The following is a 22,380-nucleotide window of genomic DNA, read 5'->3' as shown; positions in this document are numbered from 1 at the left end:
TTTCAGTATCAATAAGGGAGATAACTTATGCAACGTTGCGGTTGGGTAAGCCAGGATCAGCTCTATATCGACTATCACGATCGGGAATGGGGCGTGCCAGAAACTGACGGTAAAAAGCTCTTTGAGATGATCTGCCTGGAGGGACAGCAGGCGGGTTTGTCATGGATTACGGTACTGAAAAAACGGGAAAATTACCGCAATGCCTTCCACCAGTTCGATCCCACTACGGTCGCCGCGATGACCGACGAGGATGTGGAGCGGCTGGTGCTGGATGCCGGAATTATCCGCCATCGCGGTAAGATCCAGGCCATTATCGGCAACGCACGTGCATATCTTGCGATGGAGCAAAACGGCGAGCCATTTTCGGAATTTGTCTGGTCATTTGTGAATAACGATCCAAAAATCACACAGGCTGCCACGCTTGCGGAGATCCCAACCTCCACACCCGCGTCCGATGCCCTTTCTAAAGCGCTGAAAAAACGCGGCTTTAAATTCGTGGGCACCACCATCTGTTACTCCTTTATGCAGGCCTGTGGGCTGGTCAACGACCACATTACGGGCTGCTTCTGTCATCCTGAGGGCCACTATGATCCGCAAATGGCAAAGTGATAATGCCGATCCGCTTCTGCGTCTGTGGCTTGAAAGCACCACGGAGGCGCATCCGTTTATCAATGCAAACTACTGGAAAGAGAATGAAAGCATGGTGCGGGATGTTTACCTGCCCGCCGCCGAAACCTGGGTCTGGGAGGAAGACGGTATACCGCGCGGATTTATCAGCGTCATGCAGTCGCAATTTGTGGGTGCGCTGTTTGTCTCCACGCCGTTCATCGGGAAAGGGATTGGGCAGGCGCTGCTGAACCATGTTCAACAGCGCTTCCCGTATTTAAGCCTGGAGGTGTACCAGAAAAATGTCCGGGCGGTAAATTTCTATCATGCTCAGGGTTTTCGCATCGAAGACAGCGCCTGGCAGGATGATACCCAACACCCGACGTGGATCATGAGCTGGCAGGCGGATCAAACGCCGTTAACGTAAGCGCTGGCCCCTGGTATTTCTCAACCCAGGCCAGTGCCGTATTTCCCGCACACCCGTTCCCCAGCTTCGAGCTGGGGAGATCTTTGGTCAGCACGTTAACCGCCCCGTTTTTACAAATGCCACCTTCGCTCAGCGCCAGATCCGGCCACGCCCCCTGGTGAATACAGATAACACCAGGTTTAATCCCGTCGTTCACTACCGCCCCCGCCAGAACCTGTCCACGCGAGTTCCAGACGCGCACCACGTCGCCGTCGGCAATCCCGCGCGCTTTGGCATCATCGGTATGCAGGGTGACGGGCTCACGCCCGGCAACCGCGTACTGCTCGCGTAGCGACGTATAGTTAAGCTGGCTATGCAGGCGATGCGCCGGATGGGCAGACAACACCTGGAGCTGCTCCGTCTGAGCGTTGCCGTGCCACTCGTCCGGCTCCAGCCATGTGGGATGCGGCGGACAGTCAGCATAGCCAAAGCTGGCGATACGCTGGCTGTAAAGCACGATTTTCCCGCTCTCAGTTTTCAGCGGATGGGTCTGCGGGTCGCGGCGGAAATCGGCGAAGCGCACAAATTGCGCGTTCTGCTCGCTCTCCGGCATTTCGAAGATGTCGTTCGCTTCCCAGAACTCAGCAAACGGCGGTAACGTCACCCCCTGAGAAGCACCACGCTGGCTGGCGATCTGGTAGAACGTCTCCAGCCATTCCAGCTCCGTTTTGCCCTCCGTAAAACGCTCGCGCCCGCCGGCTTCCCAGCGTTCGCTCAGGTCGGCAAAGACATCAAAATCATCACGCGCTTCATCCCGTGGAGCCACAACACGCTTCATCGGCACCATGTGCTGGTTGCTGTAATCGCCGGTCATGGTGAGATCGTTACGTTCGAATGAGGTGGTGGCAGGCAAAACAATATCGGCATGTCTGGCCGACGCAGTCCAGAAGCATTCTGAGATCACCACCAGCTCCGGCTTCTGCCAGGCTCGGATCAGGCGGTTAGTATCCTGATGGTGGGTAAAGTTCGCGCCGCCTGCCCACCAGACAAAGCGGATATCCGGGAAGTGGCGATCCAGACCGTTGTGCTGATAAAACCCACCCGGGTTTTCCAGGGCTTCAACAATACGTGCCACCGGGATTTTATCGACCGCGTCCACACCACCCTGTAACGCCCCCTGCATGGAGGCCAGCACCGCCGCTTTACGCGTTGGGTTACCGCCATTAGCAAAGTGATAAGAGAGCCCAAAACCACCACCCGGGGTCCCAATCTGCCCAAGCATTGCGGCCAGCGTCACCAGCATCCAGTGTTTCTGCTCGCCAAACTGCTGGCGCTGCATCCCCCAGCCGGACATCAGCATGGTGGTATTGTTATGGAACAATTCTGCCAGTTCGCGAATTTTAGCGGCATCTACGCCACAAATTGCTGCCGCCCACTCTGCCGTTTTGACCACACCGTCGGTGTTGCCCGTCAGGTAATCGGCAAATTTGTCAAAGCCGGTGGTACAGCGCGCGAGGAAATCGTCGTCCAGCCAGCCATTCTCAACCAGCGTATGGGCGATCCCCAGCATCAGTGCGACGTCGGTGCCCATATGTGGGGCAATCCACTCGGCGCGATCGCCGAAGAAATCCATCGTTTCGGAACGCATCGGATCGATGCAAATGATGCGCTTACCGCTTTTGCGCAGCGCGTCAAAATACGGGATGCCCTGCTCGTCGGTGGCATTCCAGGCAATTTTCAGCGTATTAAGCGGGTTGGCACTCCACAGCACCACCACATCGGTGTGCTCCAGCACCAGCGGCCAGCTGGTCTGCTGTTGGTAAACCTCATTTCCCCCCACGACATACGGCATGATCGCCTGCACCGCACCGGTAGAGTAGTCGCCCAGATGACCGGTATAACCTCCGGCAAGGCTCATGTAGCGCTGAAGCAGGGTCGAGGCCTTATGCAGCACACCGTTGGAACGCCAGCCGTAAGATCCGGCAAAAATGGACGACGGGCCGTAGCTGTCGCGGATACGCTTATGCTGAGCATGGATCAGCGAAAGGGCATCATCCCAGCTCACGCGGACAAACTCATCCTGGCCACGAATACCCTGTGGCTTATCCGGCGATGCCAGAAATCCTTTACGTACCATCGGCCAGCGCACGCGGGTTTTGCTATGCACCTGCTCACGCACAACAGTCTGTAACGAGTTGGGATATTGCCCGGGTAATGCTCCACGGGATGACAGAACATTCTCGCCATCCGTTTCGACCAGCATCGGTCCCCAGTGGGCGGCGGTCAGAATCGTTTTTGTTGATGTGCTCAAGCGTGCGCTCCTGATTACGTGCAGGTTTACGGCCTTCTTATTGAGGCTGCGTTTATGGTTTGACACAAATTTCAGAGTTATACCCGGAATTTTTTCCGTATCGGGACGTCATAATCAACTGCCGCGCTCGTCGTGGCAAAGAATAAAAAGGATTAAGGAAATAAGATGAAAAAACGCGTACTCGTTATTGCCGCTCTGGTGAGCGGTGCCCTGGCTGTTTCTGGCTGCACAACAAACCCTTACACTGGCGAACGTGAAGCGGGTAAATCCGGCATCGGCGCGGGTATTGGCTCGCTGGTAGGGGCTGGCGTTGGCGCGCTTTCCTCCTCCAAGAAAGATCGCGGTAAAGGCGCGCTGATTGGCGCAGCGGCAGGTGCAGCACTGGGCGGCGGCGTAGGTTATTACATGGATGTGCAGGAAGCGAAACTGCGCGAGAAAATGCAGGGAACAGGTGTAAGTGTGACGCGTAGTGGCGATAACATCATCCTGAACATGCCAAACAACGTGACCTTCGACAGCAGCAGTGCAACGCTGAAACCTGCGGGCGCAAACACCCTGACCGGCGTGGCGATGGTACTGAAAGAGTACAACAAGACTGCCGTAAACGTGATGGGTTACACTGACAGCACTGGCAGCCAGGATCTGAACATGCGTCTGTCTCAGCAGCGTGCCGATTCCGTGGCCAGCTCTCTCATCACCCAGGGTGTTGAAGCGAACCGTATCCGCACCCGCGGTATGGGCCCGGCTAACCCAATCGCCAGCAACAGCACGGCGGAAGGTAAAGCGCAGAACCGCCGCGTAGAGATCACCTTAAGCCCGGTTCAGTAGGTGGAAGCAAAACGGCAACATTCGTTGCCGTTTTTAGTGTTTGCGCCCTCTCCCGTGGGAGAGGGTCGGGGTGAGGGCACCAAGCCGCACCTTCCGACATGAACCACTTGCCATCATTGATTTTCCCGCTAAGGTGTTCTCACTCACTACAAGGACATCAGCGATGAGCAAATCAGCACGGGCCACCATCAGCGACGTGGCGAAAGCCGCAAAAACCGGTAAAACCAGCATTTCGCGCTATCTCAATGGCGAGAAACACCTGCTTTCCGATGCGCTACTGGCACGTATTGAACAAGCCATTGCCGATCTCGACTACCGCCCCAGCCTTATGGCCCGTGGCCTTAAGCGTGGTCGTACCCGCCTTATCGGGCTTATCATCGCCGACATTACCAACCCCTATTCCGTTAACGTGCTGAGCGGTATCGAAGCTGCCTGCCGGGAAAAAGGGTTCACGCCACTGGTCTGTAACACCAACAACGAAGTCGACCAGGAGCTGCATTACCTGGATCTGCTGCGCAGTTACCAGGTGGAGGGTATCGTGGTAAATGCCGTGGGCATGCGCGAAGAGGGGCTGAACAGACTGCAGCAATCTTCCCTGCCAATGGTGCTTATCGACCGTAAAATCCCGGAATTCGCCTGCGATGTGGTCGGGCTGGATAACACCCAGGCCGCCACCACCGCCACCGAGCATCTTATCGAGCAGGGCTTCGAAGCGATCCTGTTCCTGAGCGAACCGCTGGGCATGGTCAATACCCGTCGTGAGCGTCTGGGCGCATTTCGTGCCACGTTAGCGCGTTTTCCCGGTGTAATCGCTGAAAATGCTGAAATTCCTCTGCACGAAGCCGACCGGCTCGACAATACCCTTCGTCAGTTCCACACCCGACATCGCGGTATGCGTAAAGCGGTGATCTCCGCCAACGGCGCGCTGACGCTGCAGGTCGCCCGCTCGCTGAAACGCATTGGCCTGCACTGGGGCAGTGATATTGGTCTGCTGGGGTTTGATGAACTCGAATGGGCGGAACTGGCGGGAGTGGGGATCACCACCCTCAAACAGCCCACCTGGCAGATCGGCTATGCCGCTGTTGAACAAGTCGTTCGTCGCATTGAAGGTGCCAGCGACGCCGTGCGTGAGCAGGTCTTCTCCGGCGAGCTGATCGTTCGCGGCTCAACTGCCCGTTAAATTCCCCTTCGTGATGCCGATCATAAATTCAACATCCTGAGCTTTTCTTTGGAACCGGTTCCACCTAGCGTAATACTATCGATGCGTTGTGATGGAGTCGGGTAATGAGCAGGAAAATAATGGTAGTCACCGCCGCGTATGGCGCGGAACAGGTGCGACAGGCTGGCGGTCAACGGGCAATGCTTCCCGTCATTGCCGGTGCGGGTGCCGACGGCGTAGAGATCCGTCGCGAGCTGTTCAACAGTGAGGAGTTACTGGCTCTGCCTGCGCTGGGTGAATCAATTGAACTGCTGGGACTGCTCGCGTGTTATTCCGCGCCCGCCGCCCTGTTTATGCCCGACGGCACGCTCAACCCGGATCTGCCGCGCTATCTCTCCGAAGCCAGCACGCTGAACGCCCTGTGGCTCAAGGTTTCGCTGGGTCATTTCAGCGGCAACCCCCCTGAAGCGTTGCGCACGCTGCTCAATGAAAGCGGTATGGCACTGGTGGTCGAAAACGACCAGACCGACTGCGGCCAGCTTGCTCCCATGCAGCGCTTCCAGACCGCCTGCCGGGAGATGGCATTGCCCGTCACGCTGACGTTCGATATGGGCAACTGGCTGTGGGTCGGCGACTCGCCGGAAGAAGCCGCACACCATCTGGCCCCCGCCGTGAGCTATATCCACGTTAAAGCCGCCGTGCCGCATAAGACACAGTTCCGTGCCGTTGCGCCCGATCGCGCCGACGCACGCTGGCTGGATTTGCTCAATCAGCTGCCTGCCGATGCCCCGCGTGGTATCGAGTTCCCGCTGGAAGGGGCGGATTTAACCGCGGTTACCCGCCATTACGTAAACCTGCTGCGTGAGGAGTAAACCATGCACAAGACGCTGGATGTGATCACCATCGGCGAGGCCATGACCATGTTTGTCGCCACCGAAACGGGCGAACTGAGCACGGTAGAACACTTTATTAAACGCGTGGCGGGTGCAGAGCTGAATGTGGCAACCGGCCTGGCACGCCTCGGTCTGAACGTTGGCTGGGTGAGCCGGGTGGGTGATGACAGCTTTGGTCGTTTCGTCCTGAACTCGTTGAAAAAAGAGGGTATTGATGCCACAGGCGTTACGCTCGACGGACGCTTTGCGACCGGTTTTCAGCTGAAATCTAAGGTTGAAAATGGAACCGATCCCATCGTGGAGTATTTCCGTAAAGGATCGGCGGCAAGCCACCTTTCTGTGGAAGATTACCATGCCCACTATTTCGCCAGCGCGCGCCATTTGCACCTGAGCGGCGTTGCTGCGGCACTGTCTGCCAGCTCGTATGAATTGCTCGATCACGCGGCAACGACAATGAAAGCGCAGGGCAAAACGATCTCTTTCGATCCGAACCTGCGTCCGGTGCTGTGGAAAAGTGAAGCGGAAATGGTCGAAAAGCTGAACCGTCTGGCATTCCAGGCGGACTGGGTTCTGCCTGGTGTAAAAGAAGGGATGATCCTCACGGGTGAAAATACCCCTGAAGGGATTGCCGATTTTTACCTGAACAACGGGGTAAAAACCGTGGTGCTGAAAACCGGAGCCGATGGCGCATGGTTTAAAACGGCCGACGGTGAGCAAGGTGCGGTCGCGGCGGTAAAAGTTGAGAACGTGGTCGATACCGTGGGTGCGGGCGATGGCTTTGCCGTGGGAGTGATCAGTGCCCTGCTGGAAGGCAAACCACTGCATCAGGCCGTGGCACGGGGGAACAAAATTGGCTCGCTGGCGATCCAGGTGCAGGGCGACAGCGAAGGATTACCAACACGAGCACAACTCGAATCTTAAGTTCCCTCTCCCTGTGGGAGAGGGTCAGGGTGAGGGCAATAACCCGCACCAAATAACATTAAACCACCGTGTACCCTACATACAACGGCGGTACCAACCTCAACAACAGAGGCAAGCCTATGAACAGTTCGACCAATGCAGTAAAACGCTGGTGGTACATCATGCCCATCGTGTTCATCACGTACAGCCTGGCGTACCTTGATCGTGCCAATTTCAGTTTCGCTTCCGCCGCAGGGATCACCGAAGACCTCGGGATCACCAAAGGTGTTTCATCACTCCTGGGTGCCCTTTTCTTCCTGGGCTACTTCTTCTTCCAGATCCCTGGCGCTATCTACGCGGAACGCCGCAGCGTACGCAAACTGATCTTCATCTGTCTGATCCTGTGGGGCGTCTGTGCGTCACTCACTGGCGTGGTGAATAATATTCCGGCGCTGGCTGCCATTCGCTTTATCCTCGGGGTGGTTGAGGCGGCGGTGATGCCCGCAATGCTCATCTACATCAGCAACTGGTTTACTAAATCCGAGCGTTCACGTGCGAACACGTTCCTGATCCTCGGTAACCCGGTCACCGTACTGTGGATGTCTGTCGTTTCTGGCTACCTGATCCAGTCCTTTGGCTGGCGCGAAATGTTTATCATCGAAGGGATCCCGGCGGTTATCTGGGCATTCTGCTGGTGGGCGCTGGTCAAAGATAAGCCTGCCCAGGCAAAATGGCTCTCTGAAGATGAAAAAGCCGCGTTGCAGACGCAGCTGGATAAAGAGCAGCAAGGGCTTAAAGCAGTGCGTAACTACGGTGAGGCCTTCCGTTCCCGCAACGTGGTGCTGCTGTGCATGCAGTATTTCACCTGGAGCATTGGCGTGTACGGCTTCGTGCTGTGGCTGCCATCCATTATCCGCAGCGGCGGCGAAAACCTTGGTATGGTAGAAGTGGGCTGGCTGTCGTCCGTACCTTACCTGGCAGCCACCATCGCAATGATTGTCGCGTCATGGGCGTCAGACAAGCTGCAGAACCGTAAGCTGTTTGTCTGGCCGCTGCTGCTGATCGCTGCCTTCGCTTTCATTGGCTCCTGGGCCGTGGGGGCTAACCACTTCTGGATCTCTTACACCCTGCTGGTCATTGCCGGTGCAGCAATGTACGCCCCGTATGGCCCATTCTTTGCCATCATCCCGGAGATGCTGCCGCGTAACGTGGCAGGTGGTGCGATGGCACTGATCAACAGTATGGGTGCGCTGGGTTCGTTCTGTGGCTCCTGGTTTGTGGGCTATCTGAACGGCGCAACCGGCAGCCCGTCAGCCTCGTACATCTTTATGGGGGTAGCGCTTTTCACCTCAGTGTGGCTAACTCTGATTGTAAAGCCTGCTAATAATCAACAACTCCCTGTCGGCGCACGTCACGCCTGACCCCTTAAAAATCAACGGAGATTAGCATGAAGCCGTCCGTCATTTTGTATAAAGCACTGCCTGAAAATCTGCAAAAACGCCTGGAAGACCACTTCACCGTGACCCGGGTGAAGGATCTTAGCCCGGACACCGTGGCGCAGCACGCTGATGTGTTCGCCAGCGCCGCAGGTCTGCTGGGTTCCAGTGAGAAAGTGGATGTCGCTTTGCTTAAGAAAATGCCGAAGCTTCATGCTGCTTCAACGGTTTCCGTGGGGTATGACAACTTCGACGTAGACGCACTTAACGCCCGCAAAATCCTGCTGATGCACACGCCACATGCCCTGACGGAAACCGTGGCCGACACGCTGATGGCGCTGGTGCTCAGCACTGCCCGTCGTGTGGTGGAAGTGGCCGAACGCGTCAAAGCCGGTGAATGGACAAAGAGCATTGGTCCGGACTGGTTCGGCGTGGATGTCCACGGCAAAACGCTGGGGATTGTCGGGATGGGTCGTATCGGTCTGGCACTGGCGCAGCGCGCGCATTTCGGTTTTAACATGCCGATTCTGTACAACGCGCGTCGTCGCCACAACGAAGCGGAAGAACGTTTCAACGCCCGTTACTGCGAACTGGATACCCTTTTACAGGAGGCGGATTACGTCTGCCTGATCCTGCCACTGACAGATGAAACTCATCATCTGATTGGCAAAGCCGCGTTTGAAAAGATGAAGAAGTCGGCCATTTTCATCAATGCGGGTCGTGGCCCGGTGGTGGACGAAAAGGCGCTGATCGAAGCACTGCAAAACGGTGAGATCCACGCCGCCGGTCTGGACGTGTTTGAACAAGAGCCTCTTCCGCTGGACTCCCCGCTACTGACACTCCCCAACGTGGTAGCATTGCCCCACATCGGCTCGGCGACCCATGAGACGCGCTATAACATGGCAGCCACTGCGGTAGACAACCTCATCGCCGCACTTGGCGGAGGAAAAGTTGAGAGAAACTGCGTCAACCCACAGGTTCAACAGTAGAAACGAAAAAACCCGCCAGAAGGCGGGTTTTTAAATTCATTTGCTACTGGGTTGGAAGCTTACAGGCTTACAACGTTACCAGCTGCTGGGCCTTTAGCGCCGCTTTCGATGGTGAAGGAAACTTTCTGACCTTCGTCCAGAGATTTGTAGCCATCGTTCTGGATAGCAGAGAAGTGTACGAACACGTCTTTAGAGCCATCGTCAGGAGTGATGAAGCCGAAACCTTTATCAGCGTTGAACCATTTTACCAGACCAGTCATTTTAGCAGACATAGAAATTACCTTATTAACAAATATATTGTGCCTTCCGGCTTGATGGGTTGCGTTACAGATTTTTAAGCGATGAAGGAAGGGTCACTACGAAGGGTATCTATGGATAACAATCTGGACTGCTTTACTAAACTGCTTTAGGTCTGTGTAACAAACCGACAGGCACTGTTATACCGATGTGGTAGATGAATGACAAGCGTTATTTTAGACACGTATAAAAAACCCCGCACCAGGCGGGGTTTTTTTTGGTTTATTCGGTGGCCGTCACCGCTGTACTCCACGCCTGGCTAAACGCCTGGTGCTGAGAAGCCAGCGGCCCAATCAGCGTATTGTACTGACTTGCCTGCTGTGAGGTCGGGAACTGAATACCGTTCGCAACAAAGCTCACCTGAGTTCCCTGCTGGGAAATGTAATCCCCAACCTGAACCAGCTGTTGTGTGAAGATCTGCGCGGCCGGGATCAGCGGTTGCATGGCGTCAGAAGGTTTAGTGACCACTTTCTCATACACCTTGTCGAAGACCGGCTTGAGATCGTCGCCCTGCTTCAGCGCTGAACGCGAAGCATCCGCCTGCATTTTCGCATTCTGCAGCTGCTGGCTCAGCACGCCGAGCGCACCGTTGGACTGGCGCAGCGGTTCACGCTGGGTCATATAATCCTGTGGTACACGGATGGCATTAACGCTATCCAGCACCGGGCGAAGACCTGAATCCATCGCCTGGCTCACCTGCTGTGAATAACCATACAGAATGGCGTAATCGGACACGAAGGGGCCAAACTGTTTTTTCTGATCCGCAGTCAGCGTTGGTAAACGCTCGCCGCTGCGCATCACCGTATTCTGCAGAAAATCGATAAACGCTTTGCGCTGATCGCCTTCCTTATCGAAACACCCACTCAGGCTAACAACCATCAACAACGCCGCAACAGGCGCAAACCAGCGAGAGCAGGACTTTCCTGTCGCCATTTTATTACTCCTTTCACCCAAAAAAGCGCACACCGGCACACGCGTGCCCGACGTTGACAAGGATAGTCCAGGTCAGCCTTGCAAGATACTCTTTTCATGCAAAACGGCTATTGCCGTTTTAATACTGTCAATTTACAAAAAAAATATGCTGCAGGCCGGTTTCTGAATAATCAGTCAATTAGGCTGAACACCCCTTCTGCTGAAACGCATGTCGTCATGGCAACCGCACGATTAATCACAACCACAGCGATCCTCCCCCTTTTTACCGACTATTCTTAATTGGCTCTCTGATGTTCACGATCCCGCAGTGTGATTTAAGAGGAGTTCTCAATGGAATACAAAGATCCTGAGTTTGAGCTGTTGAGTAGTCTGGAACAGATTGTTTTTAAAGACGTACCGCAGGCATTTACCCTACAACAAAAATCCAACCCCTTTACAGAATTTGAACAATTGCGCAAAGGGACGGGACTGAAAACAGATGAATTCGCCCGAGAAATGGGTGTCAGCGTGGCGATGGTGCTGGAGTGGGAGTCAAAACGTGTCAAACCCTCCGCCACCGAGTTAAAACTGATGCGTCTGATTCAGGCCAATCCAGCACTCAGCAAACAGATAGCATAGTCTAAGATTGTTACCGCCCCCGCACCTGCGGGGGCTTGTGTTTTAAAGGCTGTCGCAACGCCACCCGGCCTCTTCCCACACCAGCTCATGCGTTAATGTTAATCCTTTCAGGAAAGCCTCATCGTGTGACACCACCAGCAGCGCGCCCGGGAAACCAACCAGCGCGGCCTCAATCGCCTGAACGGATGCCAGATCCAGGTGGTTAGTCGGTTCATCCAGAAGCAGTAGCTGCGTGGCCTCTTCCCGCCACAACACACAGGCCAGTGCCGCTTTCAAACGCTCACCGCCACTCAACGCCGCCAGCGGAAGCGTGACCTTATCCGCACCAAGCTGCAGCTGAGCTAAACGGGTACGCAGCATCCCCTCTTCCAGCGGCGTATTGCCCAGATTCAGGTGCGACATCACCGATAGCGAAAGATCCAGCTGCGACAGGTGTTGATCGAGATAAGCACACGTCACCGACACCCTGCAGGTTCCCGAACGGGGGGCAATCTCTCCGAGGATGACTCTTAACAGCGTCGATTTTCCGCAGCCGTTCGGCCCTCTTAGCGCTACACGCATCGGCCCGGCCATACGCCAGCTGGTCGGTGGGATATTCACATGTGGCAGCACCAGATCTTCCAGCACCAGCACCTGTTTCCCCTCTGCAATCTGGCTTCCTGGCAGGGTGAACATCACCGGGTTGTCCTCTTCAACCCGTTCACGCGCCCTGTTCACCGCCGCATTCAGCGCATCGTTTTGATCGTTATGCTGTTTTTTCCAGGAGCCAATGCGCTCTTTCGCCGCCATTTTGTATTTAATGCGCTCAAACGAGGCGATATTCAGTGTATCAACCGTACGCAGCGTTTTTGCCGAACGCCGCTGGCTGTCGTCATGCTCCTTTTGCATACGGGCGCGAGTGCGCTTGCGCTCCGTAGCCGCATGTTCCAGCGCCGCGCGGGCAGACTGCTGTTCGGCCTCACGCTGACGCTGATAATCCGTGTAATTCCCGCCATAGCTTCGCAGACCGGAAACGCTCAGTTCAAGGATGCGCGGCACCAGTGTCAGTAACTCACGGTCGTGAGAGGCCACCAGCACGCCACCCTGATAGCGGGCAAGCTGGTCGTAGAACCACTCCCGGCCTTCCCTGTCGAGGTGGTTGGTGGGTTCATCCAGCAACAGATGGTCAGCTCCGGCGGTAAACGCACCGCACAGCAATGCGCGAATGCGCTCGCCCCCGCTGAGTGTTACAGCGGGTTTATCAGGATCAAACGGCGGGAGTTTCGCGTTGTTAAACGCGTCGCTCAGACGTTCTGCTAAATCCCAGTATCCGTCGAGCGTATCCAGATCCTCAGGCTGATAATCACCGCTGTCGATACGCTGACGCGCCGTAAAAATCGTGTCATAACCGAGCAGTTCCGCAAGCGTAGTCTGCGGGGAAATATCATGCTGCTGTGCCACATAGACATATGTTCCAAAGCGTTCAATATGACCGTTTGCCGGTTTATCCAGCCCCGCCAGCAGGCGTAGCAGACGTGTTTTCCCGCTACCGTTGCGGCCCACCAGTGCGCACAGAGACGGCTCCAGCGACAGATCCAACGGGCCAAAAAGGGTATCGCCCGTCGCAAACTGACAGGTGACCTGATGCAAAATAAAAGAAGGGGACTGCGCAAAATGAGCCATAAGCACTCCTGAATGAAATCAAAACATCCCCTGCCGACGCGGTAGCGTTTAGCAAGGATCGAAATTCATCAGTCGTGTTTGTTCATTTTTGGGGGGCGCTCCAGGGGGAGAAATTTAACGGGGATAAGGATAACGGTAATTTGTTGACCATTTCAAGGTTAAATTGTGGGCGGTTTATACTCCCTCTCCCTTTGGGCTGAGGGATCTCCACAAAATAATACCTGCACAGACGACCCCGTCTCCCTTGAGGGAGAGGGCTGGGGCTGGGGCTGGGGCTGGGGCGAGGGGGGAACATACGGCTGTAGTGGTCATTCCGTTCACTTTATGTTCCTTGCTACTCTGTAACTCCATAACCGGTGAACGTGCCAGGGTGGCTCAGTCGCCACCACCCTGGCAACCCGGGCTCCCGGCGGTAAATCGCCGCTACGCGGTACCTTCGGCTTATTCCTTCCGGCTTATCGGGGACGGGCGGAGGTAACATCCCTGTAAAGCCCGCCCTCTCGGCACATCCATGCGCCTCGCCCCGGCCTGCAGGAAACGCCTCAGCGATTTACAGCCGGACCAGGGCATCGCTGTAAGACCTCTGCCTGCAGCATATTTCTCATTGCGGTAATTTTGCGAGCCTCTTTCCAGAAATGGTAATATCCTCAGCAACATAGCTCAAAACTGTTGCCGCCTGTTTTGATGAGCAGTAAGTTCTCTTCGCACCTGCAAAATCAGGTGCCGGGATTGGAACCCTGACTCACTTCACTGGCGACACAGGCTCTGTGTCGTACGGCCTGCTACATTTCAATGGCGAGCCGGACGGGGGCGCTGTAAAGCGCGCTGGTGTCAGTGAGGCCAGTCGTTCCAACCCTGTTCGGTTCCGCCACCAGCGAGCCTGGAACCTCCAGTGGCGGAAGATATACCACTCACTGAGGTTATTGTTATGACTATGGCTGACTCTTTAATCACCCTTCCCTTCAACCACACCACCGCCTTCACCGAACTGGCGGATAACTGTGAACGCTTCACCGACGTCCTGATTGATTGCGAAGAACCCACCCAAAAAATGGCGCTCTACGGCAGACTGTCCGCTTGCCTGAATCTTCTGCAACCCACGCTTCTGGAACCTGTCCCCGAATATTTAAAAGCCAGCCTGACCGTGGAAGAATTTCCTTCACGCGTTCCGGTTTTCGAACCTGAATGCGATCAGCTGGGGCGCTACTGTCAGGAGATTACGCAGTTGCTGATGAACGGTTCACTGCCGCGACAATCTGAAATCGTGATGGAAGATTTGCTGTGCGAACTGGTCAGCTACTTTGCCGATACGCTGAAGGCACCACGCTGGCTGCAGACGGACGAAGGCACAGTCGCGATCGGCTAAACCTGCCGGATGATGCTACGCGTATCCGCCCTACAAAAGACCCATAAAAAAACCCGCCGAAGCGGGTTTTTAGCATTTGTAACAACGGGCACCTTACTGCAGCAGCGAAATATCCGCCACGCGCAGGAACAGCTCGCGCAGTTTTTCGAGCATAGAGAGACGGTTAATACGCAGATCTTTATCTTCTACGTTCACCATCACTTTCTCGAAGAAGGCGTCGATCACTTCACGCAGCTCAGCCAGTTCAACCAGTGCTTCCTGGTAGCGGCCTTCCGCGAAGAACGGCTCCAGCTTGTCGCGCAGTACCACAACCTGCATCGCCAGAGCGATCTCTTCCGGTTCTTTCAGCGTCGCGGCGTTCACGCGCTCGTTCAGCGTTTCGTCGGACTTCGCGAGGATGTTGGATACACGCTTGTTAGCCGCAGCCAGCGCAGATGCCGCTTCCAGGGTACGGAAGTGGGAAACCGCCTTCATACGCGCATCGAAATCTGCCGGACGGGTCGGACGACGCGCCAGTACCGCCTGAATAGTGTCGACGGTATAACCTTCGTCCTGATACCACGCACGGAAACGGCCGAGCATAAAGTCGATCACGTCATCCACAACGTTGGTATTGGTCAGCTTGTCGCCGTACAGACGCACCGCTTCTTCCGTCAGGGTCTGCAGATCCAGGTTCAGGTTCTTCTCAACGATGATACGCAGCACACCCAGCGCGGCACGACGCAGTGCAAACGGGTCTTTGTCGCCTTTCGGATGCTGGCCGATACCGAAGATACCCGCCAGGGTGTCCATCTTGTCGGCAATCGCCACCGCACAGGCAACCGGGTTAGACGGCAGGTCATCACCCGCGAAGCGCGGCTGGTACTGCTCGTTCAGGGCAACAGCCACGTCTTCCGCTTCACCATCGTGACGCGCGTAGTGCATCCCCATTACGCCCTGGGTGTCGGTAAATTCGAACACCATGTTGGTCATCAGGTCGCACTTGGACAGCAAACCAGCACGGGTCGCGTGGTTCACGTCAGCCCCGATTTCACGGGCGATCCAGCCGGACAGCTCTGCGATACGGTCGGTTTTGTCGCGCAGCGTACCCAGCTGTTGCTGGAACAGCACGGTCTGCAGACGCGGCAGATGATCTTCCAGACGCTTTTTGCGGTCGGTATTGAAGAAGAACTCGGCATCTGCCAGACGCGGACGAACCACTTTCTCGTTACCAGAAATAATCTGGATCGGATCTTTGGATTCGATGTTCGCCACGAAGATGAAGTTTGGCAGCAGCTTGCCGTCGTTGGCATAGACCGGGAAGTACTTCTGGTCACCCTTCATGGTGTACACCAGTGCTTCAGCCGGAACGGCGAGGAATTTCTCTTCGAACTTCGCGGTCAGCACCACCGGCCATTCAACCAGAGAGGTCACTTCTTCCAGCAGGCTTTCGCTCAAATCAGCGTTGCCGCCAATTTTGCGCGCCGCTTCTTCTGCGTCCGCTTTGATTTTTGCTTTACGCAGTTCGTAGTCAGCAATGACTTTACCGCGCTCCAGCAGGATCTCTGGATACTGATCGGCGTTGTCGATGGTGAACTCTGGCTCACCCATAAAGCGGTGGCCGCGGATCACGCGATCGGACGCCACGCCCAGAATGGTACCCGGGATAACAGCATCGCCCAGCAGCAGGGTCACGGTGTGAACCGGACGCACGAAGTGTACGTCGCTTGCACCCCAGCGCATCAGTTTTGGAATCGGCAGTTTCGCCAGTGACGTCGCCACCATATCTGGCAGCAGCGCTTCTGCACTCTCGCCTTTCACGTGAGCACGGTACAGCAGCCATTCACCTTTATCGGTGCTCAGACGCTCGGCCTGGTCAACGGTGATACCGCAACCACGCGCCCAGCCTTCTGCCGCTTTGCTCGGTTTGCCTTCAGCGTCAAACGCCTGTGCAATCGCCGGGCCACGTTTCTCGACTTCACGATCCGGCTGAGACGCCGCCAGATTTGCCACTTTCAGCGCCAGACGACGCGGTGCAGCAAACCATTCAATTTTACCGTGCGCCAGGCCAGCGTTATCCAGCTCAGCCGTCACGTTCGCAGCAAAAGATTCAGCCAGGCTGCGCAGGGCTTTTGGTGGCAGCTCTTCGGTGCCGATTTCCACCAGGAAAGTTTTCTCAGACATGGCCGCCTCTTATTTGTTTCGGTTGCACATCGGGAAGCCAAGGGCTTCACGGGACGCGTAGTAAGCTTCAGCAACGGCTTTGGTCAGGGTACGAATACGCAGAATGTAGCGCTGACGTTCAGTCACGGAGATGGCTTTGCGGGCGTCCAGCAGGTTGAAGCTGTGGGCGGCCTTCAGAATACGCTCGTAAGCAGGCAGCGGCAGCGGAGTTTCCAGCGCCAGCAGTTGCTGTGCTTCTTTCTCGTACTGCTCGAAGCAGGTGAACAGGAAGTCCACATCCGCGTATTCGAAGTTATAGGTGGATTGCTCCACTTCGTTCTGATGGAACACGTCGCCGTAGGTAGTTTTACCCAGCGGGCCGTCGCTCCAGACCAGGTCGTAAACGCTGTCTACGCCCTGAATGTACATGGCCAGACGTTCCAGACCGTAGGTGATTTCACCGGTAATCGGTTTACATTCCAGACCGCCAACCTGCTGGAAGTAAGTAAACTGCGTCACTTCCATACCGTTCAGCCACACTTCCCAACCCAGACCCCAGGCACCCAGCGTTGGGTTTTCCCAGTTATCTTCCACGAAACGAATGTCGTGGATGGTCGGATCCATACCCAGCTCTTTCAGCGACCCGAGATACAGTTCCTGAATATTGTCTGGCGATGGCTTAATCACCACCTGGAACTGATAGTAGTGCTGCAGACGGTTCGGGTTTTCGCCGTAACGGCCATCAGTTGGACGACGAGATGGCTGCACATAGGCAGTCGCCATTGGCTCTGGCCCCAACGCGCGTAAGCTGGTCATCGGGTGTGAAGTGCCTGCGCCGACTTCCATGTCCAAAGGTTGAACAATGGTGCAGCCCTGACGAGCCCAGTAATCCTGTAAGGTCAGGATCAGGCCCTGGAAGGTCTTGGTATCAAACTTTTGCATAGTATTTCGTGCTGGATACGTGTGGTTTTAAATGGAAGGGTTCAGTATACCCGCTGCCTGCAAGATATACAGTATGAAACGGGTTTGTTTAGGGAAAATTGGGGAAATAAGCCTTTCAGCCAGAACTCCGAAGGCGTCTGGCTGCTGATTATGCGAGCACGTTAGCGCATTGAGAGGTGTAAAAACTGACCGTCCGCGTCAAACGAACAGACAAAGCCCTCTTTACGAGAGGTATGGCCCCGCAGCTCATAGCTTCCCTGAAAATGCTCAAACCCAGTGACCTCAATGTTCTGAACATCAGAATTATAGCGGTGGGCGGCCTGATCTTTACAGAGTTGTTCCATGTTCAGGGAATGTTCCGGGCCAATTTTGCCCTGCTGCGCTCGCTGCACGGGAGCATCTTGTGGAGCACTGCATCCCGCAAGCGTAAGCAGCAGAAAGAGTGATACCACGCGCGTCATCATCATTTTTATTACCGCCCTGGTCAGTGGCTGTTATTTTTAGTATCAGGATTTATAGATTAAGGTCTGGCATTCTGCGAATCTCGCGGCCTGCATACAAGCCAGCGCCATAAAACTCAGAATTTTCTAAGGGAAGATTTTTACACAATGGCAGTCACACTCTTTTTACCAGGAAAACAGAGGAACTGATGCAGTCGAAAATTAACTGGATTGATAACCTGCGAGGAATAGCGTGCCTGATGGTAGTGATGATCCACACCACGACCTGGTATGTCACCAATGCGCACAGTATCAGCCACGTTAACTGGGATATCGCCAATATTCTCAATTCCGCGTCGCGCGTGAGCGTGCCACTGTTCTTTATGATTTCCGGCTTCCTTTTTTTTGGCGAGCGTAGCGCGCAGCCGAGGCACTTCATACGTATAGCCTCGTGCCTGGGGTTCTACAGTGCCGTCGCGCTGCTGTACATCACGCTGTTCACTTCAATTAACCCCGTGATATCGCTGAAATACCTGCTGCAAAAACCGGTGTTCTATCATCTGTGGTTTTTCTTCGCCATCATCGTTATTTATCTGGTTTCACCGCTGATTCAGGTGAAAAACGTCAGCGGTAAGATGCTGCTGGCGCTGATGGTGGTGATTGGCGTGGTGGCAAACCCGAATACGCTCTCGCAAAAAATTGACGGCGTTGAATGGCTGCCGGTCAACCTCTATATCAACGGCGATACCTTTTACTACGTGCTGTACGGCATGCTGGGGCGTGCTATCGGCATGATGGATACCCAAAGACGCGGGCTGAACTGGCTGTGTGGGGCGTTATTTATCCTCGGCGTGATGGTCATTTCGCGCGGGACACTGTACGAGCTGCAATGGCGCGGTAACTTTGCCGACACCTGGTATCTGTACTGCGGCCCGATGGTCTTTATCTGCGCGATGTCCCTGCTGACGCTCGTCAAAAACACGCTGAATGCGCGCCCCCTCCCCGTGCTGGGGTTTATTTCCCGGCACTCGCTGGGAATTTACGGTTTTCACGCACTGGTGATCCACGCGCTGCGAACGCGCGGCGTTGAACTCAAAAGCTGGCCGCTGCTGGATATTATCTGGATTTTCACCGCCACGCTGGTAGTGAGTTTGTTCCTGTCCATGCTGTTGCAAAAAATAGACACGCGCAAATTTGTGAGCTAGCCCGGCGGCGCTGCGCTTACCGTGCAAGCGCAGCGCCGGGTGGGTGTTTACGACATCAGCGGTAAAAGCTGCTGATAAATCCGGCGGAACACATCACGCCGTTCTGCGTAAAGTGCGTGTTTTTTCGCGTCAGGCAGATGACGCTGTTCAAGCGGCAACTGTGGTAAAAGTTGAGACAATGGTGTCCCAGGCTCCACCGCAATCTGCGCCAGTCGCGCCGCACCGAGTGCAGGCCCAACATCGCCTCCGGTACGGTAATCCAGCTGCAGCCCGCTGATATCAGACAGCATCTGCCGCCAGTAACTGCTGCGTGCCCCGCCGCCAATCAGCGTAATACCTGATGGCTTCAGACCGCAGTCATGCACCACGTCCATGCCATCCGCCAGCGCGTATCCAACCCCTTCCAGCACTGCCCGGGCCAGCTCTGCCGGGCCATGTTGATGGGTTAAGCCAAAGAACACCCCTTTCGCTTCCGGGTTGTTGTGTGGCGTACGTTCACCGGAAAGATACGGTAAAAACCAGACAGCACCTGCGCTCTCATCCGCCTGTTGCGCTGCGGATATCAACGCCGGAACATCGCTCATCCCGGTGAGTTTCACCGCCCAGTCCAGACAGGATGCGGCACTCAACATCACCGACATCAGGTGCCATTTTCCAGGAAGCGCATGGCAGAAACTGTGAACGGCACTTTCAGGGTTGCTGCGATAACCGTCGCTGACGGCAAAATAGACACCAGACGTGCCAAGCGACAGCATAGCCTGTCCCGACTCAACCATCCCGACACCCACGGCACCCGCCGCGTTATCACCGCCTCCGGCAACAACCGGCACGGCAGGGATATTCCAGCGTTTCGCAATGGAGGGATCTAACGTCCCCGTGATCTCGCAGCCTTCAAAGAGCGCAGGCATATGTTCACGCGTCAGATGGCAGGCATCAAGCATCGCCTCGCTCCAGTCACGTTTCGCCACATCAAGCCACATCGTGCCAGCGGCGTCGGACATATCGCTGGCAAAATCACCCGTCATGCGAAAACGCAGATAATCTTTTGGCAGTAATACTTTTGCCACCTGACGGAAAATTTCCGGTTCGTGGCGCTGCACCCACAGTAATTTTGGCGCGGTAAAACCGGGCATCATCAGGTTACCGGTGATCTCACGAGACGTGGGCACACGGCCTTCGAGCATTGCGCACTCTTCCGCGCAGCGGCCGTCGTTCCAGAGAATAGCCGGGCGTAACACGCGATGCTGCGCATCCAGCAGCGTTGCACCATGCATTTGCCCGGCGATACCAATCGCTTTTACCTCACGCAAGCTATGTCGCTCACCTAAGGCTTTAATGGTGCTATCTGTCGCCTGCCACCACTGCTCCGGGTCTTGCTCCGACCATAGCGGATGCGGACGTGACACCTGCAGTTTTTCTGTCTGCGTTGCTAACACGTCGCCCTGCTCACTTAACAGAATGGCTTTCACACCCGATGTGCCAAGATCAATCCCGATATACATATAGTGGATCCCTTAACTGAAAATGCCCGGTGGCGCTGTGCTTACCGGGCCGACGTTTTCCTCGACTGCCTGTTACTTATCGAACAGATAGTGATTGACCAGGTTTTCCAGCAGTTCCTGATGCCCGCTCTGATGCTGCGGTGCCAAATGATGCTGTTCAGCGTACTTCGCGATATCCGCAAGCGATAACTGACCTTTCAAAATTTGCTGGCCCAGCTCACTGTTCCAGCCGCTATAACGCTTCGCAACGCGTTTATCCAGCTCACCGTCTTCAATCATACGAGCCGCGACTTTCAGCGCCAGCGCCATCGTATCCATCGCGCCAATATGACCATAGAACAGATCGTATTTATCGGTACTCTGGCGGCGCACTTTGGCGTCGAAGTTGAGACCACCGGTTGAGAAGCCCCCCGCCTTGATGATTTCGTACATCACCAGCGCATTCTCTTCCACGCTGTTCGGGAACTGATCGGTATCCCAGCCCAGCTGTGCATCACCACGGTTAGCATCCACAGAGCCGAAGATACCCAGTGCAATGGCAGAAGCAATTTCATGGTGGAAGGAGTGACCCGCAAGCGTTGCGTGGTTGGCCTCAATGTTTACTTTGATCTCTTTTTCCAGACCGAATTGCTTCAGGAAGCCGTACACGGTGGCAACGTCGTAATCGTACTGATGCTTGGTTGGCTCTTGTGGCTTCGGCTCAATCAACAGCGTGCCGCGGAAGCCGATTTTGTGCTTATGCTCAACAACCATCTGCATGAAGCGGCCAATCTGCTCACGCTCCTGACGCAGGTCGGTGTTCAGCAAGGTTTCATAACCTTCACGGCCACCCCACAGTACATAGTTCTCACCACCCAGTTGGTGCGTGGCGTTCATCGCAGTCACAACCTGCGTTGCCGCCCAGCTAAACACTTCCGGGTCTGGATTCGTGGCCGCACCGGCACCATAACGTGGGTTGGTGAAGCAGTTTGCTGTGCCCCAGAGCAGCTTCACGCCGCTTTGTTGCTGTTTTGCTGCCAGCACATCCACCATCTGCGCGAAGTTGTTCAGATACTCTTTCAGCGATGCGCCTTCTGGCGAGACATCCACATCATGGAAGCAGTAGTACGGTACGTTCAGCTTGTGGAAAAATTCAAAAGCGACGTCCGCTTTACGTTTTGCCAGCTCAATGGCTTCACCCGGCTGTTGCCACGGGCGGTCGAACGCGCCCACGCCGAACATATCGGCTCCATTCCAGCAGAAGGTATGCCAGTAACAGGCGGCAAAGCGCAGATGATCTTCCATGCGCTTACCCAGTACCAGCTCATCCGGGTTGTAGTGACGAAATGCTAAAGGATTGGTCGTTTTCGGGCCTTCGTAACGAACGCGATCGAGTTGGTCGAAATAAGCTTGCATATTGAGCTCCATAATCAGGGTATGCGGCGAAGTATTGTGACGTCAGTAATAGTGAATACACATTCCAGCTTGCTCAATTACGTTATTTCACACTGCTATTGAGAGAATGCACAACTGTGCGCTGGCTCGCAAAATATGAGCAGGCAACCTATTTTTCGGCGCATATTCCAGAATCAAATGTAATTAATAGGTTACGCATTTTAAAATCCGATCGCGGTCATAAATTCAGAAATAAACCAAATATCATAATGAGAAGATAAAAATCTGTAATTGCCAGCCCGCCTTTCCACGTTAAAAATTTGCTGCGTCTAAGCAGTGAATGTTTCTTTTATCTCAGCAGCAACATACCC

At 55.1% G+C, this 22,380-nt stretch carries 20 protein-coding genes; 11 read left to right on the top strand and 9 right to left on the bottom strand.

Annotation, left to right across the window (positions count from 1 at the left end; translation table 11 throughout):
• Positions 1-27 precede the first annotated feature (27 nt).
• Positions 28-609 (top strand): DNA-3-methyladenine glycosylase I, encoded by a 582-nt coding sequence (gene tag / locus ACHHZ6_RS16970; protein ID WP_182273038.1) that lies wholly within the window; start codon positions 28-30, stop codon positions 607-609.
• The gene (locus ACHHZ6_RS16965) at positions 587-1,033 is read left to right on the top strand and encodes an N-acetyltransferase (protein ID WP_182273039.1); all 447 of its coding nucleotides are present in this window, start codon (positions 587-589) and stop codon (positions 1,031-1,033) included. The genes tag and ACHHZ6_RS16965 overlap by 23 nt, the downstream gene beginning before the upstream one ends.
• Here the strand turns inward: ACHHZ6_RS16965 and ACHHZ6_RS16960 are convergent.
• The gene (locus ACHHZ6_RS16960; protein ID WP_182919227.1) at positions 996-3,323 is read right to left on the bottom strand and encodes a molybdopterin guanine dinucleotide-containing S/N-oxide reductase; all 2,328 of its coding nucleotides are present in this window, start codon (positions 3,321-3,323) and stop codon (positions 996-998) included. The genes ACHHZ6_RS16965 and ACHHZ6_RS16960 overlap by 38 nt on opposite strands.
• A gap of 165 nt (positions 3,324-3,488) precedes the next feature.
• On the opposite strand from ACHHZ6_RS16960, the gene ACHHZ6_RS16955 reads away from it, so the two are divergent.
• The 6 genes from ACHHZ6_RS16955 to ghrB all read left to right on the top strand — a co-directional run bounded on the left by ACHHZ6_RS16955 (position 3,489) and on the right by ghrB (position 9,528).
• Complete coding sequence (locus tag ACHHZ6_RS16955) at positions 3,489-4,151, top strand: OmpA family lipoprotein (protein ID WP_182273041.1); 663 nt, start codon at positions 3,489-3,491, stop codon at positions 4,149-4,151.
• 163 nt (positions 4,152-4,314) lie between these two features.
• Positions 4,315-5,331, top strand: a complete 1,017-nt coding sequence (locus tag ACHHZ6_RS16950) for a LacI family DNA-binding transcriptional regulator (protein ID WP_182919226.1) — start codon at positions 4,315-4,317, stop codon at positions 5,329-5,331.
• Positions 5,332-5,435: 104 nt separating this feature from the next.
• Positions 5,436-6,182 (top strand): sugar phosphate isomerase/epimerase, encoded by a 747-nt coding sequence (locus tag ACHHZ6_RS16945; protein WP_182273043.1) that lies wholly within the window; start codon positions 5,436-5,438, stop codon positions 6,180-6,182.
• A gap of 3 nt (positions 6,183-6,185) precedes the next feature.
• Positions 6,186-7,124 (top strand): sugar kinase, encoded by a 939-nt coding sequence (locus tag ACHHZ6_RS16940; protein ID WP_182919225.1) that lies wholly within the window; start codon positions 6,186-6,188, stop codon positions 7,122-7,124.
• Between the two features lie 119 nt (positions 7,125-7,243).
• Positions 7,244-8,524, top strand: coding sequence for an MFS transporter (locus tag ACHHZ6_RS16935; protein WP_395122772.1), 1,281 nt, complete (start codon positions 7,244-7,246; stop codon positions 8,522-8,524).
• A gap of 26 nt (positions 8,525-8,550) precedes the next feature.
• On the top strand, positions 8,551-9,528 hold the full coding sequence (gene ghrB, locus ACHHZ6_RS16930) for a glyoxylate/hydroxypyruvate reductase GhrB (RefSeq protein WP_182273046.1): 978 nt from the start codon (positions 8,551-8,553) through the stop codon (positions 9,526-9,528).
• Between the two features lie 59 nt (positions 9,529-9,587).
• Here ghrB and cspA read toward each other — a convergent pair whose 3' ends face one another.
• Positions 9,588-9,800 carry an RNA chaperone/antiterminator CspA gene (gene cspA, locus ACHHZ6_RS16925; RefSeq protein ID WP_003860775.1) on the bottom strand — a complete coding sequence of 71 codons (213 nt, stop codon included), beginning with the start codon at positions 9,798-9,800 and terminating at the stop codon, positions 9,588-9,590.
• A 247-nt stretch (positions 9,801-10,047) separates the two neighbouring features.
• Positions 10,048-10,758 (bottom strand): DUF3053 domain-containing protein, encoded by a 711-nt coding sequence (locus ACHHZ6_RS16920; protein WP_182919224.1) that lies wholly within the window; start codon positions 10,756-10,758, stop codon positions 10,048-10,050.
• 330 nt (positions 10,759-11,088) lie between these two features.
• Here ACHHZ6_RS16920 and ACHHZ6_RS16915 point away from each other — a divergent pair, with 330 nt between their 5' ends.
• Complete coding sequence (locus tag ACHHZ6_RS16915; protein ID WP_182273048.1) at positions 11,089-11,376, top strand: HTH-type transcriptional regulator; 288 nt, start codon at positions 11,089-11,091, stop codon at positions 11,374-11,376.
• Between the two features lie 42 nt (positions 11,377-11,418).
• Here the strand turns inward: ACHHZ6_RS16915 and ACHHZ6_RS16910 are convergent, their stop codons facing one another.
• Complete coding sequence (locus ACHHZ6_RS16910; RefSeq protein ID WP_395122771.1) at positions 11,419-13,038, bottom strand: ABC-F family ATP-binding cassette domain-containing protein; 1,620 nt, start codon at positions 13,036-13,038, stop codon at positions 11,419-11,421.
• Positions 13,039-13,966: 928 nt separating this feature from the next.
• On the opposite strand from ACHHZ6_RS16910, the gene ACHHZ6_RS16905 reads away from it, so the two are divergent.
• On the top strand, positions 13,967-14,404 hold the full coding sequence (locus tag ACHHZ6_RS16905) for a hypothetical protein (RefSeq protein WP_395122770.1): 438 nt from the start codon (positions 13,967-13,969) through the stop codon (positions 14,402-14,404).
• Between the two features lie 93 nt (positions 14,405-14,497).
• Here the strand turns inward: ACHHZ6_RS16905 and glyS are convergent, their stop codons facing one another.
• The 3 genes from glyS to ACHHZ6_RS16890 all read right to left on the bottom strand — a co-directional run bounded on the left by glyS (position 14,498) and on the right by ACHHZ6_RS16890 (position 17,955).
• Positions 14,498-16,567 carry a glycine--tRNA ligase subunit beta gene (gene glyS / locus ACHHZ6_RS16900; protein ID WP_182273051.1) on the bottom strand — a complete coding sequence of 690 codons (2,070 nt, stop codon included), beginning with the start codon at positions 16,565-16,567 and terminating at the stop codon, positions 14,498-14,500.
• A gap of 9 nt (positions 16,568-16,576) precedes the next feature.
• Positions 16,577-17,488, bottom strand: coding sequence for a glycine--tRNA ligase subunit alpha (gene glyQ, locus ACHHZ6_RS16895; protein ID WP_003860141.1), 912 nt, complete (start codon positions 17,486-17,488; stop codon positions 16,577-16,579).
• Between the two features lie 161 nt (positions 17,489-17,649).
• Complete coding sequence (locus ACHHZ6_RS16890; protein ID WP_182273052.1) at positions 17,650-17,955, bottom strand: YsaB family lipoprotein; 306 nt, start codon at positions 17,953-17,955, stop codon at positions 17,650-17,652.
• Between the two features lie 182 nt (positions 17,956-18,137).
• Between ACHHZ6_RS16890 and ACHHZ6_RS16885 the strand changes: the two genes are divergently transcribed.
• Positions 18,138-19,133, top strand: a complete 996-nt coding sequence (locus ACHHZ6_RS16885) for an acyltransferase (RefSeq protein WP_182919222.1) — start codon at positions 18,138-18,140, stop codon at positions 19,131-19,133.
• 47 nt (positions 19,134-19,180) lie between these two features.
• Here the strand turns inward: ACHHZ6_RS16885 and xylB are convergent, their stop codons facing one another.
• Entirely contained in the window at positions 19,181-20,635 is a 1,455-nt protein-coding gene (gene xylB, locus ACHHZ6_RS16880; protein WP_395122769.1) for a xylulokinase, read from the bottom strand.
• A 72-nt stretch (positions 20,636-20,707) separates the two neighbouring features.
• Positions 20,708-22,030, bottom strand: a complete 1,323-nt coding sequence (gene xylA, locus ACHHZ6_RS16875) for a xylose isomerase (RefSeq protein ID WP_182273055.1) — start codon at positions 22,028-22,030, stop codon at positions 20,708-20,710.
• Between the last annotated feature and the right edge of the window lie 350 nt (positions 22,031-22,380).

The organism is Enterobacter cloacae complex sp. 2024EL-00214 (assembly GCF_043945575.1).
GTDB lineage: Bacteria > Pseudomonadota > Gammaproteobacteria > Enterobacterales > Enterobacteriaceae > Enterobacter > Enterobacter cloacae_P.
Note: the sequence above shows the minus strand (reverse complement) of the source record. Positions and strands in the feature narration are given on the sequence as shown.